Source organism: Bradyrhizobium sp. WSM4873, assembly GCF_055811355.1.
Genome location: NZ_JBVVPS010000024.1, coordinates 1 through 13,724 on the forward strand (window position 1 = coordinate 1; position 13,724 = coordinate 13,724).

Here is a 13,724-nt window from a genome sequence, read left to right on the forward strand (position 1 = left end):
GCGCAGCCGGGCGCGGCGGTGCGGCAGCCGGCGGAGGCGGCGCGGGCGGATGGGGCGGTGCAGCTGCGGGCGGCGGTGCGGCCGGGCGCGCGGGCGCCGCAGGCGGCGCGGCCGCTGGCGGTCCCTTCGGCGGCTGCTTCGGTTTTCCGTCAGGGCCGGTCTCTTGTGGCTGCGCCTGTGCCACGACGAGCGGCGCCGCGCCTTGCGCATGCGATGCGGAGCTTGCGAATTGCATCGCGGTCAGAGCCGTGGTGGCAAGCAGCACGAAACGAAGATTAGTCATGATGGTGAACTTCCCCGGAAGGTTCTTTGACGAAGTGTTGGGATGAACAGCTACGCGTTAGGCCGGATTGTGGCGGACGCAGCGGACGCGGCCCGATTTATTTCTGCACGCAAATCACCTCACTATGGTGACGTTCATTGCGCATTCAGACGCAGGTTGCAATTGCCTTGGATGTGATGCGTCGCCTCATGCGCGATCCCGCGGCGGACTTGCGTCCGTCGCGGGATTCGGCGTGAGCGGTCCGTTCGGTCCGCGTGATGGAATCTCTTCGGGCATGCGGCCCGGCAATTCGTCGGGCGGCGCTGGCGAGCCGGGCTCGCGCACCGGCGGCGCGATTTCAGGCTGCGGATTGCCCGGCGGAATCCCCGGTGGCGGCTCGGTGGGCGTGGCCGGTGTCGAAGGTGGAATCTCGGGCGGCTCGATCGGCATTACATCGAGACCTTGCGGTTGTCGCCGAGATCGGGCCGCGTGTTCGTCACCGCCGCGGCCGCCATCTTCACATAGGAGATTACGGTGCCGGGCGAGTCCCAGAACTCGGCATCGTCAGGCGTGATCTTGAGCACGCGGATGTTGGGATCTTCCGCAGAATCCCACCACGCCTTGGCCGGTGTCGAGAACAGCTCCTTGATCTTCGCACGGTCATTGGAAACGACAGCGGTGCCGGTCAGCGACACGTATTTCTGGCTGCCCGCATCCGCGAACGACAGGTTGATCGACGGATTGCGCGCGATCTCCTCGTCCTTGTGACGCCGCGCGTCGGTGAGGAAATATATCGTGTCCGCGTTGCGATCGAGATAGGCGCTCATCGGTCGCGCGCGGAGCTTGTCGCCATCGCGCGTCACCAGCATCGCGAATCCGATCGTCTTCATCAGATCCCACACGCGATCCAAATCGCCGTCGATATCGCGGGCATTGTCGTTGGCCATGTCGTGCTCCTTCTTGCAAGGGACGACAACGGCGCGTGCGGAACGAGGTTCCGGCCGAAGAATGGAACTTGTCTATTCCGGTGCGTGGCAAACCGCCTCGATGTTGTGTCCGTCAGGGTCGAGCACGAAGGCGCCGTAATAGGTCGGATGATAATGCGCCCGGATGCCCGGCGGCCCGTTGTCGCGCCCGCCCGCCGCAATCGCCGCGTCGTAGAACGCATCCACCGTGGCGCGGTCCTTCGCCAGAATCGCGACATGTACCGGCTTGTTCAGCGCGCCCTCGCCGCCGATCCAGAAATCCGGCTTGCGGTCGGCGCCGAAGCCCGCGGCCGGATCGTGTCCGGTCTGCTCCTGGGTGACCTCCATGATCAGGCTGTAGCCGAGCGGCGCCAATGCCTTGGCGTAGAACGCCTTGGCACGCTCATAGTCGGAGACCGGGAAGCCCATATGGTCGATCATCGTAACCTCCGTCGTTCATGGTCAGCGCGACAGAAACGTATTGCTCCGTGACTTGCGCGCAACCACAAAGCCGCGCGCGACCATGTCAGCGATACAATCGTCCCGCCATTCCTTTTGCGACAGATGCTCGATCACCACCGCGCGCGGCCAGAGCGATTGCGGCGCGTCGCGGAAGAATTCGATCAGCACGCGATCCTCAAAGCCCTCGACGTCGATCTTCAACGCGTCCACCTTGGTGACGCCGGCTTCGTCGAGAATGCGCGTCAACCGCAGCGAGGGAACCTTGATGGCCTCCGCGCTGGCGGTGCCGGTGACGACATGCGTGGCGCCGAGATTGCCGCCCCCGCTCTCGATCATCAGTTCGCCGTCGCTGTCGCCGGCAGCCGCCTGCACCAGGCGCACTTGCGTCGCTTTCGACGCGGCCTGGTTGAACGAGAGCCGTCCAAAGGTCATTGGATGCGGCTCGATCGCGACCACTTTGCCTGATGGGCCGACCTGTCGCGCCATCACCAGCGCAAAGGTGCCGACATTGGCGCCGACGTCCACGAATACGCCACCCGCCGGGGTGTGCTGGCGCAGGAAGTCGAGCTCGTCGAGATTGTAATCGGGATTGAACAGCGCACCGCGCTCGGTCGCGCTGCCCTGGTGATAGAAGCGAAACGACGCGCCCTGGTACTCCACGTCGACGGGACCGCCGCGCAGCAGGTTCACCAATCGCGACAGCCACGGCCGGAACGCGCCGCGCTTCAGCCCCGACTGTGCCGCGAGGCGAATGATCGCGGCCTGCGCCGGGTTCGGCGCAAACGCGCCAAATGGCGCGGACGAAGGGGCATTGTCGTTCGGCAAGTCAAAGTCCTCGTTGCAAGCGGCGCATGCATAGCCGGATTCGCCGGGGACTCCAATCGTTCACGAGAGGCCGGTAGCCCGAATGGAGCGTAGCGTAATCCGGGGGTCTTGCCGCGCGGACAGACTTTCCCGGATTGCGCTGCGCTCCATCCGGGCTACAGGTCAGGCCGCCTTTTTCGGAGCCTTGCGCTGGCGCAGGAAGCGGCCGAGCAGCTTGCGCTTGCCCTTGCGCGGGATCAGGTCGATGTCGCTGACGAGTTTTGCGCCGCCCTTGCGGCGCTCCAGCACGATCTTGCGGCTGTGGAATGCCTCCAGCTCGACACGGTGCGCGACGCTGACGATGGTCGCTTTCGGCAGCTCGTCGGTGACCATCTTCATCATCTTGTCCTGGCTCTTCTCGTCGAGCGCCGAGGTCGCCTCGTCGAGCACGACGATATCAGGGTTGTGCAGCAACAGCCGCGCGAAGGCGAGGCGCTGCTTCTCGCCGCCGGACAAGGTCTGGTCCCACGGTGCTTCTTCCTCGATCTTCTCCTTGAGATGGTCGAGGCCGACCTTGTGCAGGGCCTCGCCGATCTCCTCGACGGTCCAGTCGTCTTCCGCGCCGGGATAGGCAACCGCGCGGCGCAAGGAGCCCGAGGGAACGTAGGGTCGCTGCGGCAGCATGAACAGCCGCCGGTCGGGATGGAAATTGACGCTGCCGCCACCCCATGGCCAGAGCCCGGCGATGGCGCGCACCAGCGTGCTCTTGCCGGTGCCGGATTCGCCGGCCACCAGCAGCCGCTCGCCACGCTCGATCACCACCTCGGTCTCGCCGACCACGGCGGTGCCGTCATCGAGTGTGACGGAGAGATCCTTCAGCTCCAGCATGGCGTCGTTGCTGGTCTCGCCGCGCTTGATGCGGCCGATTCCGTCGCCCTGCTCGGCGCGCTCGAGGCCGTCGAGCGACATCATCAGCGAGGCGATGCGGCGCGCGCAGGCATTCCAGTCGGCGAGCCGCGGATAATTGTCGACCAGCCAGCCGAACGCGCTCTGCACGATGGTGAAGGCAGAAGCCGCCTGCATGACCTGACCCAGCGTCATGCTGCCATCGAGGAATTTTGGGGCACAGAGCAGGAGAGGGACCACGGGAGCAACAAGACTCGATCCCTGCGACACCAGCGTGGTGCGCATGTGCTGACCCGCCAGCCGCGCCCATTGCCGCAGCACGTTGGTGAAATTGCGGTCGATGCCGTCGCGCTCTTCTTCCTCGCCGCCGAGCAGCGCGATGCTCTCGCCGTTCTCGCGCACGCGCGTCAGCGTGTAGCGGAAATCGGCCTCGGCCTGGTTCTTGTCCTCGGAGACCTGCACGAATTGACGGCCGATCACCAGGATCGAGCCCGATGCGATTCCTGCATAAAGCATCGCGGCGATCACCAGAAAGCCGGGGATGGTCACCGACGATCCCGCAAGCGTGACGGTGAGCGCGCCGCCGATGGTCCAGAGCACGACGATGAAGGTCGCGGCCGACAGCAGCGCGGACGTCACGCCGGCGAGGAAATCCACCGGCGAATCGGTCGCGACGCGCAGATCCTCCGCGATCCGGTATTCCGGATTCTTGTGGTCGCCGCTGACGAGATTGAGCTGGTAATAGCGGCCGTTGCCAAGCCAGCGCGTCAGCACGCTGGCCGTCAGCCACGCCCGCCAGCGCCGCTGGATGCCCATGCGCGCGAACACCTGCGCCACGCCGAGCACGATGCTGCCGATCGCGAGCGGGAAGAACACTGCGGTGAGATGGAAAACGGTGGACGCCTCGCGCTTCTCGATCGCGTCGAAGATCGCCCGATTCCAGACATTGATGCCGTATTGGAAGCCTACGGTCAGGACGATCAGCACGCCGAGGCCGATGGAGTAGAGCCACGCCAGCCGGTCGCCGTTGCGGCCCCAGAAGCCGCGCGCGCTGATCCAGAAGCGGGTGAGGAGATAGTCCTTGCGGGCCTGCTCGGCCTCTTCGGGCGATAGCTCCGGGTCGGGTTCGACCCGCTCGGGCGGCGGCGGATCCACTTCCTCCCCGGTCTCGCCGACGATTTCGACAATGGGCGGCTTCTTGCCCGCTTCACGCTTTCTGGCCGGCTTTTGCATGGCCGGATAACGCAAGAGAAATCAAAAGGTTCCCGCCGGTTCCCAGCGTCAGCTCATTCGGCGGCGCCGTCGCGCACCCGGCGCCGTGCGATCCGGTGCAGCACGCGCGACAGCTGATCGATCGCATAGGGCTTCTGCACGAACTCGAAATCGATCTTGCCATCCTGGGACAGCGCCTCGCTGTAGCCGGTGGTCAGCACGACCGGCACGCCGATGCCGCGGTCGCGGACCGCCTGCGCGAGATCGAGCCCGGTCATGCCGGGCATCACGATGTCGGAGAAAACGACATCGAAGCGATCGGAATCCAGGACCAGCTCGGCGAGCGCATCGGTTGCGTTGTCGACCAGCGTGATGCTGTAGCCGAGCTCGGTGAGGCCGTCGGCCGCGAAATTGGCGAGCTCGATATTGTCCTCGACCAGCAGCACCGACATGCCGCTGCCGGCCATGGCCGGGGCCGTGTTCGGTGCCTGCCGCTGCGGCAGCAAATGCGGCGCCACGCGCGGCAGATAGAGCGAGAAGGTGCTGCCGTGGCCGACCTCGCTGGTGACTGTCACCTCGCCGCCGGACTGGCGGGCGAAGCCGAACACTTGGGACAGCCCGAGACCGGTGCCGTGGCCGACCTGCTTGGTGGTGAAGAACGGCTCGAAGATGCGCTCGAGCCGCGTAGCCGGAATGCCGATGCCGGTGTCGCTGACGGCAATGCCGACGAAGCCGTGTTTGCCAGCAAGATCATGGCTGCCTGAAAGATCAGGGTTGCCCGACACCGGAGCCCGCATGTCCGCAATGGTCGCCGCGGCCTCGACCTTGAAAACGATCCTGCCCTTGCCGTGCATGGCATCGCGCGCATTGGTCGCCATGTTGATCAACGCCGTCTCGAACTGGCTCGCATCGGCATTGATGAGGCAGGGTTCGGCTGGCAGCCGCATCGCGATGTCGATCGCGGGCCCGAGCAGTGTCGCGAGCATGTCGTGCAGCGACTGCAGCCGCGCGCCGACGTCGAACACTTCCGGCTTCAAGGTCTGGCGCCGTGCAAAGGCGAGCAGCTGCGAGGTCAGCTTGGCCGCGCGCCCGACCGCGTCGGCGATGGCGGTGATGTAGCGCTGGCGCCGCTCCTCGCTCAGCTGCGGCCGGTTCAGCAGGTCGACCGAGGCGCGAATCACGGTCAGGAGATTGTTGAAGTCGTGCGCGACGCCGCCGGTGAGCTGGCCGAGCGCCTCCAGGCGCTGGCTGTGCTTGAGCGCCTCCTCGGCTTCGCGCCGCGCGGCGGCCTCGGCCTGGAGATGCTGGGTGCGCCGGAACGCGAACGCCAGCAGCAGAAACAGCAGCGCGGTGGCGGGAATGCCGAACACCAGATGCTGGCCCATGGTGGCGAACCAGCGCGCGCGGATTGCCGAGGTCACCAACCCCGCGCTGACATAGATCGGGTATTCGGCGATGCGTCGGTAGCCGATGCGCCGCTCGACCCCGTCCGATGGCCAGGCGATGGTGATGAGGCCATGCTCGGGGTGAGCTGCGATGCTGCGGCCGACCGGCCCGTTGGGATCGAGCCTGAGGTCGCGATCCAGCCGCGGAAGATGCGCCAGCACCACGCCGTCGGTGCGTGCCATCGCGAGGAAGCTGCCGGGATCGGAGCCGATCCGGGCATAAAAGCTCTCGAAATATTCCGGCAGAACAGAGGCCTGGATCACGCCGATGAAGCTGCCGTCGTCGGAGCCGCGGCGGCGGCTGACCCCGAAGAAGCGCGCGCCCTGATAAGGCTGGCGCGGCGTCAGGGGAACACCGATGTAGCTGCCGATGCTCTGGTCGACATGGGCGGCAAAGTAGTCACGATCCGCAAAGCTCTGCGCCGGCGGCGGCGAGGCGAGGCTGTTGACCAGCGACTTTCCGTCCGCGTCGAAGATCCATGCCGATTTGAGCTGCGGTAGCGAATCGGTCAGCTGCTTCAGGCGGCGGTGCAGGGCCGGTTCGCGCGAGCGGATGATGTCGTCGGGCATGCCGCGCACCACCTCGTTGATCTCGGCAAGGCTGCGGTCGATGGTCTCGAACACCTTGAGCGCATGCTCATGCGCGACATCGAGGGTGCGCTCGATCTCGCGGTCGGCGATGTCTTTGGTCGAGGTGTAGGAGATCGACGCGGCGATCGCGAACAGCGCAATCGGCAGCGCCAGGGACGCAGCCATCATCCACTGCAGCAATCTCAGCGAATTGCGTTGTGCGCCCTGCACGGTCGCTCCGGTCCCACACCGGAGAGCTTACTTGAATTTCGCGCCGGGAAGGAAGCGGCTCGTGACGGGAACCAGAGATTGCAACCCGCGGGCGTGCGCGCGCAGGGGCGGAGCAAAATCTACTCGAACACGCGCCCGCCGTAGAATGCCCCGGCCATTCCGGCCGGGGATCGCAGCATGAATGACGCCTAGATCTGGCGCTCGACCATCTTGAGCTTGAGCTCGGCGATGGCCTCCGCCGGGTTGAGGCCCTTCGGGCAGGCCTTGGCGCAGTTCATGATGGTGTGGCAGCGATAGAGGCGGAACGGGTCCTCGAGATTGTCGAGCCGCTCGCCGGTTGCCTCATCCCGCGAATCCGATACCCAGCGGTTGGCCTGGAGCAGCGCGGCGGGACCGAGATAGCGCTCGCTGTTCCACCAATAGCTCGGGCATGAGGTCGAGCAGCACGCGCAGAGGATGCACTCGTAGAGGCCGTCGAGCTTCTCGCGGTCCTCGTGGCTCTGCTTCCATTCCTTCTGCGGCGTCGGCGAGGTCGTCTTCAGCCACGGCTCGACCGAAGCGTACTGCGCGTAGAAATTCGTGAGATCGGGGATGAGGTCCTTCACGACAGGCTGGTGCGGCAGCGGATTGATCTTCACCGCGCCGTCCTTCACGTCGTGCATCGAGCGGGTGCAGGCCAGCGTGTTCTGGCCGTCGATGTTCATCGCGCAGGAGCCGCAGACGCCTTCGCGGCAGGAGCGGCGGAAGGTCAGCGACGGGTCGATGTTGTTCTTGATCCAGATCAGGCCGTCCAGCACCATCGGCCCGCAATCATGGGTATCGACGTAATAGGTGTCGACGCTCGGAGTCTTGCCGTCGTCCGGATTCCAGCGATAGACGCGGAACTCGCGAGTTTCAGTCGCGCCCGCGGGCTTCGGCCAGGTCTTGCCGCCGCTGATCTTTGAGTTCTTCGGAAGTGCGAATTCAACCATTTCGATAAAGCTTTCGCTGTTCGCTCAGTACACGCGCGCCGTTTAGTAAACGCGAGCTTTGGGCGGAATGTACTGGACGTCGTTGGTCATGGTGTAGTCGTGAACCGGGCGGTACTCGATCTTGACCTTGCCGGAATCTTCCAGCCAGGCCAGCGTGTGCTTCATCCAGTTCTTGTCGTCGCGCTCGGAGAAGTCCTCGCGGGCATGAGCGCCGCGGCTCTCGGTGCGGTTGGCGGCCGAGTTCATCGTCACCACCGCCTGCGCGATCAGATTGTCGAATTCGAGCGTCTCGATCAGGTCGGAATTCCACACCAGCGAACGGTCGGACACGGCGATGTCGGTGATGCCGCTGTGGACCTTCTCGATCAAATTCTGGCCTTCGCTCAGGATGTCGCCGGTCCGGAACACCGCGCAATTGTTCTGCATCACGTGCTGCATGCCTTCGCGCAGCTTCGCGGTCGGCGTGCCGCCGGAGGCGTAGCGGTAGTGGTCGAGCCGGCCGAGCGCCAGGTCGGACGAGTTCGCCGGCAATTCCGGCTGGCTGGCGTTCGGGGTGAGCTTCTCGGCCAGGCGCAGCGCCGCGGCGCGGCCGAACACCACGAGGTCGATCAGCGAGTTGGAACCGAGGCGGTTGGCGCCGTGCACGGAGACGCAAGCGGCTTCGCCGATCGCCATCAGGCCGGGGATGATGGCGTTGTCGTCGCCGTCCTTCTTGGTCAGGACTTCGCCGTGATAGTTCGTCGGGATACCGCCCATGTTGTAGTGCACGGTCGGCACGATCGGGATCGGCTCGCGCGTCACGTCGACATTGGCGAAGATCTTTGCGGATTCCGAGATGCCCGGCAGGCGTTCGGCCAGAACCGCGGGATCGAGATGGTCGAGATGAAGGAAGATGTGGTCCTTCTTCTTGCCGACGCCGCGGCCTTCGCGAATCTCGATGGTCATCGCGCGCGAGACGACGTCACGCGAGGCCAGATCCTTGGCGGAGGGCGCATAGCGCTCCATGAAGCGCTCGCCCTCGGAATTGACGAGATAGCCGCCTTCGCCGCGCGCACCTTCGGTGACGAGACAGCCGGAGCCGTAGATGCCGGTCGGGTGGAACTGCACGAACTCCATGTCCTGCATCGGCAGGCCGGCGCGCAGCACCATGCCGCCGCCATCGCCGGTGCAGGTGTGCGCCGAGGTGCAGGACGCATAGGCGCGGCCATAGCCGCCGGTCGCCAGAATCACGGACTGGGCGCGGAAGCGGTGCAGCGTGCCGTCGTCGAGCTTGAGCGCGATGACGCCGCGGCAGGTGCCCTGGTCGTCCATGATCAGATCGATGGCAAAGAACTCGATGAAGAACTCGGCCGCGTGGCGCAGCGACTGGCCGTACATCGTGTGCAGCATGGCGTGGCCGGTGCGGTCGGCGGCGGCGCAGGTGCGCTGCGCCTGGCCCTTGCCGTAGTCCATCGTCATGCCGCCGAACGGACGCTGGTAGATCTTGCCGTCTTCGGTGCGCGAGAACGGCACGCCCCAGTGCTCGAGCTCGTAGACCGCCTCGGGCGCGTTGCGCACCATGTATTCGATCGCGTCCTGGTCGCCCAGCCAGTCCGACCCCTTCACGGTGTCGTACATGTGCCAGCGCCAGTCGTCCTTGTGCATGTTGCCGAGAGACGCCGAGATGCCGCCCTGCGCCGCGACGGTGTGCGAGCGGGTCGGAAACACCTTGGTGATGCAGGCGGTGCGGAGGCCGGCTTCGCTGCAGCCGACCACGGCGCGCAAGCCCGCGCCGCCGGCGCCGACCACGACGACGTCGTAGGTGTGGTCTTCGATCGGATAGGCCTTGCCGTTGGTGGCGGGAGCGCCGTTGGCCTTGCCATTGGTATCTGTGGCCGATGTTCCGGTTGGCATGGCTTAGACTCCGGAGGAAAGTTTCAGGATCGCGTAGGTCGAGGCGAGCGCCACGGCGAACGAGAAGAAGTTGTTGAGCATGATCGAGATGAGCTTCAGCTTCTCGTTATGGATGTAGTCCTCGATCACGACCTGCATGCCGATCTTCATGTGCCAGGCGCTGGCGAAGATGAAGAGCAGCAGGATCACCGCGACCGGCAGCGAGCCGAGAATCTGTGCGGCACCGGCCTGGTTGCGGCCGAGCAGCATCATCACGATCACGATCACGGGAATCATCAGCAGCGTCATGGCGACGCCGGTGATGCGCTGGCGCCAGAAATCGGAGGTGCCCGAATGCGCCGCGCCGAGATTGCGCACGCGGCCGAGCGGGGTGCGCATGGAGGAGCCCTTCGGAGAGCCGTGGGATTCGTCGAAACTCACCGTCCCCCTCCGATCGCGTAGGCGATGATCCAGACCAGGACCGTGAGCACGATGCCACCGATCAACGCGCCCCAGGTCAACGCTTCGCGCTCATTGGCCTTGAAGCCGTAGCCGAGGTCCCAGACGAAATGCCGGATACCGCTGAGCATGTGGTGCATCAGCGCCCAGGTGAAGCCGAACACGATCAGCCGGCCGATGATGCTGCCGGTGAAGGCCTGGACGTGGCTATAGGCGGCGGGGCCCGAGGCCGCCGCAATCAGCCACCAGGCCAGCAGCAGCGTTCCGGCGTAGAGGGCAATTCCGGTGGCGCGATGGACGATGGAGAGCGCCATCGTCAGGGTCCAGCGGTAGGTCTGTATGTGCGGTGAAAGCGGTCGTTCGATCCGTGCGGTCATGGGCTTCAATTGCTTTATTGCGGCCCAGCATGGGGCGCGCGGGGATCGCGAAAGGTCGGCTCTATTTACGGAGTCGATTTCACCTGCGCAATCACCAAATCGCCATAAATCGAACTTGGGTTCAGCTCTAGGCCCTTGATGTAACAAGGCCAATCGGGCGCTTGGTATACCAGAGCAATGGTGCACCGAGGAAAGACAGAACGTCAATTCATCACTTGCCGGGAGAGCTGGGGCGCATTGAAATTATTATTGGAACGGCTCTAAGCCGGGGCAGACCAGCGAGGGTTGGAACCAGTCAGTTCATGACGTTCGAACCGGCAGCGATGGTCGGCAAGCAACCTCCAATTTCCGCCAAATGCACCGATTTTTCGCGAGACGGGCGGATATGCGCAGCCCGCATCCCACCCCAGACCGGCGATGCGGCGGTCGACCCGCCAAATCAGATCGCCTAGAGCATTGCGGGCAGCTGTCCGAGCGATGCATCGGAGAAGTTGCGAGCTATCGCCGGGGCAGGTCAGGGGTGATTGCAGGACTTGATATCAAGGAGATCGCCGAGCTCGCGCTGCTGCTGATCGCAACGGGCGCGCTCTCCGGATTCCTGGCCGGCGTGTTCGGCATCGGCGGCGGCGCGATTCTGGTGCCGGTATTCTACGAGTGCTTCCGCATCGCGGGTGTGCCGCTGGAGGTGCGGATGCCGCTCTGCATCGGTACCTCGCTTGCTGTCATTATTCCGACCTCGATCCGTTCGTTCCAGGCGCACTACAGGCGCGGCGCCGTCGATCTTGCGATCCTTCGGGTCTGGTGGCTGCCGATCCTGATCGGCGTCGTCGCCGGCAGCGTGGTCGCGCGCTACGCACCGGAGCGGCTGTTCAAGATCGTGTTCGTCGCCGTCGCCTGGTCGGCCGCGGTACGGCTGATCTTCGCGCGCGAGAGCTGGAAGCTCGGCGATGATCTGCCGAAGGGGCCGCTGATGCGAATCTACGGCTTCTGCGTCGGCATTTTGTCGACCTTGATGGGCATCGGTGGTGGATTGTTTTCGAATCTGCTGATGACGTTCTACGGCCGTCCGATCCATCAGGCCGTGGCGACATCGTCGGCCCTCGCGGTGCTGATCTCGATCCCCGGCGCGCTCGGCTACATCTATGCCGGCTGGCCTGCGGCCGCGCACTATCCCGGCGTTGCAGCCCTGCAAGTCCCGTTCGCGCTCGGCTACGTCTCGCTGATCGGCGCCGTGCTGGTGATGCCGATGAGCCTTGTGACGGCGCCGCTTGGCGTCAGAGCCGCGCATGCGATGTCCAAGCGGAGGCTGGAAGTCGCGTTCGGGTGTTATCTGTTTATCGTCGGCAGCCGGTTTGTGCTGAGTTTGCTGGGCGGGCTCTGACGGAGCTTATCGCGCACTGTCTCTTCATAGTCGTCCTGGACAAGCTCGCGGAGCGAGCGCCGATCCAGGACCCATTGCCCAGCCAGAAGTGTGACTCGAGACTGACAACCACGAGTCTTCGCCAAACCACCCCTCGGGGTAAGGGGTCCTGGCTTTCGCCAGGACGACAGCGAAATTGGCGCTGTCATACTGTTACAGCACGCCCCTATTTCTTCGCGTAAAGATCCTTGTACGTATCGCGCAGCACGTTCTTCTGCACCTTGCCCATGGTGTTGCGCGGCAGCTCGTCGACGACGAACACCCGCTTGGGCATCTTGAACTTTGCCAAGCGCCCGTCGAGTGCCTTCAACACCGCGGCCTCGGTCACATCGGCGCCCTTGTTGCAGACCAGCACCGCCGTAACGCCCTCGCCGAAATCGGCGTGGGGCACGCCGATCACAGCGGATTCGATCACGCCTGGCATGGCGTCGATCTCGCTCTCGATTTCTTTTGGGTAGACGTTGAAGCCGCCGGATATGACGAGATCCTTGCCGCGACCGAGAATGTGGACGTAACCCTTGGCGTCGATCTTGCCGAGGTCGCCGGTGATGAAGAAACCGTCGTCGCGGAATTCCGCCTTCGTCTTCTCCGGCATGCGCCAATAGCCCTTGAACACGTTCGGGCCCTTGACCTCGATCATGCCGATCTCGTCGCGCGGCAGCTCCTTGCCGGTCTCGGGATCGGTGACGCGAACGGAGACGCCGGGGAGCGGAAAGCCGACTGCGCCGGGCACGCGCTCCCCGTCATAGGGATTCGAGGTGTTCATGTTGGTCTCGGTCATGCCGTAGCGCTCGAGCACCGCATGCCCCGTGCGGGCCGACCATTCGCGGTGGGTCTCCGCCAGCAGCGGCGCCGAGCCCGAGATGAACAGCCGCATTTGCTTTGTGGTTTCGCGCGACAGTGCAGCGTTCTGGAGCAGACGGGTATAGAACGTCGGCACCCCCATCAGCACCGTGGCACGCGCCATCAGCTTGATGATCAGATCCGGATCGAGCTTCGGCAGGAAGATCATCGACGCCCGCGCGAACAGCGTCACGTTGGTCGCCACGAACAGGCCGTGGGTGTGGTAGATCGGCAGCGCGTGGATCAGCACGTCCTTGTCGGTGAAGCGCCAGAAGCCGACCAGCGAGAGCGAGTTCGACGCCAGATTGTCGTGGGTCAACATCGCGCCCTTGGAGCGGCCGGTAGTGCCCGACGTGTAGAGGATCGCGGCGAGATCGTCGCTTGCGCGCGGGACCGTAGTGAATTCGCTGCTCGCCTTGTCAGCGGCGTCCGTCAGCGAGCCCTTGCCGTCAGCCCCGAGCGTCTCGACTTTCGCTTTCACCTTGGCGGCGATGAGGGCAAGCCCTTCCGCCTTGGCGGGATCGCAGACCACCAGCGAGGGCTCCGCGTCGCCGATGAAGTAATCGAGCTCGTTCAGCGTATAGGCGGTGTTGAGCGGCAGGTAGACCGCGCCGGCCCGCACGGTGGCCAAATACAGCACGATGTTGGCCACGGATTTCTCGACCTGAACCGCAACGCGGTCGCCGGGCTTCACGCCGCGCGCGACCAGTACATTGGCCATCTGTCCGGCCCGGGCGATCAGATCACCATAGCTGATGCGCCCTCCGTCATGCGTCTCGATCGCGAGGCGCTTCGGATCGTCGATGCCGTCGAACAGGCGGGAAAACAAATTGGCGTTGGCAGCTTGGTTCATGCAAGATTTCCTCGACCGCAAGGCTTGACCACAATGCCGGTCAAAACCGAGGGCTGGATTAGCAAAAACCGC

12 protein-coding genes and 1 pseudogene are annotated in these 13,724 nt (G+C 64.7%); 1 reads left to right on the top strand and 12 read right to left on the bottom strand.

The features are described from left to right. The 11 genes and pseudogenes from AC0L21_RS26710 to sdhC form a co-directional block, all read right to left on the bottom strand. Window positions 1–283 (bottom strand): annotated as a pseudogene (locus AC0L21_RS26710) (OmpA family protein); the annotation flags it as partial. A gap of 186 nt (window positions 284–469) precedes the next feature. After that, on the bottom strand, window positions 470–712 hold the full coding sequence (locus AC0L21_RS26715) for a hypothetical protein (RefSeq protein ID WP_473264714.1): 243 nt from the start codon (window positions 710–712) through the stop codon (window positions 470–472). Further along, window positions 712–1,209 carry a pyridoxamine 5'-phosphate oxidase family protein gene (locus AC0L21_RS26720; protein WP_473264715.1) on the bottom strand — a complete coding sequence of 166 codons (498 nt, stop codon included), beginning with the start codon at window positions 1,207–1,209 and terminating at the stop codon, window positions 712–714. The genes AC0L21_RS26715 and AC0L21_RS26720 overlap by 1 nt, the downstream gene beginning before the upstream one ends. A 72-nt stretch (window positions 1,210–1,281) precedes the next feature. Then, window positions 1,282–1,668, bottom strand: coding sequence for a VOC family protein (locus tag AC0L21_RS26725; protein ID WP_473264716.1), 387 nt, complete (start codon window positions 1,666–1,668; stop codon window positions 1,282–1,284). A gap of 21 nt (window positions 1,669–1,689) precedes the next feature. Continuing rightward, the gene (locus tag AC0L21_RS26730) at window positions 1,690–2,514 is read right to left on the bottom strand and encodes an FkbM family methyltransferase (protein ID WP_473264717.1); all 825 of its coding nucleotides are present in this window, start codon (window positions 2,512–2,514) and stop codon (window positions 1,690–1,692) included. Window positions 2,515–2,676: 162 nt separating this feature from the next. Then, a complete protein-coding gene (locus tag AC0L21_RS26735) occupies window positions 2,677–4,632 on the bottom strand; it encodes an ABC transporter ATP-binding protein/permease (protein WP_473264718.1) in 1,956 nt (651 codons plus the stop codon). 53 nt (window positions 4,633–4,685) lie between these two features. Next, window positions 4,686–6,857, bottom strand: a complete 2,172-nt coding sequence (locus AC0L21_RS26740; protein ID WP_473264719.1) for an ATP-binding protein — start codon at window positions 6,855–6,857, stop codon at window positions 4,686–4,688. Window positions 6,858–7,045: 188 nt separating this feature from the next. Further along, window positions 7,046–7,828 (bottom strand): succinate dehydrogenase iron-sulfur subunit, encoded by a 783-nt coding sequence (locus AC0L21_RS26745; protein WP_473264720.1) that lies wholly within the window; start codon window positions 7,826–7,828, stop codon window positions 7,046–7,048. Between the two features lie 42 nt (window positions 7,829–7,870). Further along, on the bottom strand, window positions 7,871–9,721 hold the full coding sequence (gene sdhA / locus AC0L21_RS26750) for a succinate dehydrogenase flavoprotein subunit (protein WP_473264721.1): 1,851 nt from the start codon (window positions 9,719–9,721) through the stop codon (window positions 7,871–7,873). Between the two features lie 3 nt (window positions 9,722–9,724). Next, window positions 9,725–10,099 (bottom strand): succinate dehydrogenase, hydrophobic membrane anchor protein, encoded by a 375-nt coding sequence (sdhD, locus tag AC0L21_RS26755; protein WP_179950130.1) that lies wholly within the window; start codon window positions 10,097–10,099, stop codon window positions 9,725–9,727. A 38-nt stretch (window positions 10,100–10,137) separates the two neighbouring features. Further along, window positions 10,138–10,536: a succinate dehydrogenase, cytochrome b556 subunit gene (gene sdhC / locus AC0L21_RS26760; RefSeq protein ID WP_473264722.1), complete on the bottom strand. Its 399-nt coding sequence runs from the start codon at window positions 10,534–10,536 to the stop codon at window positions 10,138–10,140. A gap of 520 nt (window positions 10,537–11,056) precedes the next feature. On the opposite strand from sdhC, the gene AC0L21_RS26765 reads away from it, so the two are divergent. After that, window positions 11,057–11,917 carry a sulfite exporter TauE/SafE family protein gene (locus tag AC0L21_RS26765; protein WP_473264723.1) on the top strand — a complete coding sequence of 287 codons (861 nt, stop codon included), beginning with the start codon at window positions 11,057–11,059 and terminating at the stop codon, window positions 11,915–11,917. A gap of 205 nt (window positions 11,918–12,122) precedes the next feature. On the opposite strand, the gene AC0L21_RS26770 is transcribed toward AC0L21_RS26765, so the two are convergent. Continuing rightward, the gene (locus AC0L21_RS26770; RefSeq protein WP_473264724.1) at window positions 12,123–13,652 is read right to left on the bottom strand and encodes a malonate--CoA ligase; all 1,530 of its coding nucleotides are present in this window, start codon (window positions 13,650–13,652) and stop codon (window positions 12,123–12,125) included. Window positions 13,653–13,724 lie beyond the last annotated feature (72 nt).

Excerpts from the sequence above, each read along its gene's own strand:
- AC0L21_RS26715 (WP_473264714.1), bottom strand. The coding sequence starts at position 712 with ATGCCGATCGAGCCGCCCGAGATTCCACCTTCGACACCGGCCACGCCC.
- AC0L21_RS26720 (WP_473264715.1), bottom strand. The coding sequence starts at position 1,209 with ATGGCCAACGACAATGCCCGCGATATCGACGGCGATTTGGATCGCGTG.
- AC0L21_RS26725 (WP_473264716.1), bottom strand. The coding sequence starts at position 1,668 with ATGATCGACCATATGGGCTTCCCGGTCTCCGACTATGAGCGTGCCAAG.
- AC0L21_RS26735 (WP_473264718.1), bottom strand. The coding sequence starts at position 4,632 with ATGCAAAAGCCGGCCAGAAAGCGTGAAGCGGGCAAGAAGCCGCCCATT.
- AC0L21_RS26745 (WP_473264720.1), bottom strand. The coding sequence starts at position 7,828 with ATGGTTGAATTCGCACTTCCGAAGAACTCAAAGATCAGCGGCGGCAAG.
- sdhA (WP_473264721.1), bottom strand. The coding sequence starts at position 9,721 with ATGCCAACCGGAACATCGGCCACAGATACCAATGGCAAGGCCAACGGC.
- sdhD (WP_179950130.1), bottom strand. The coding sequence starts at position 10,099 with ATGCGCACCCCGCTCGGCCGCGTGCGCAATCTCGGCGCGGCGCATTCG.
- sdhC (WP_473264722.1), bottom strand. The coding sequence starts at position 10,536 with ATGACCGCACGGATCGAACGACCGCTTTCACCGCACATACAGACCTAC.
- AC0L21_RS26770 (WP_473264724.1), bottom strand. The coding sequence starts at position 13,652 with ATGAACCAAGCTGCCAACGCCAATTTGTTTTCCCGCCTGTTCGACGGC.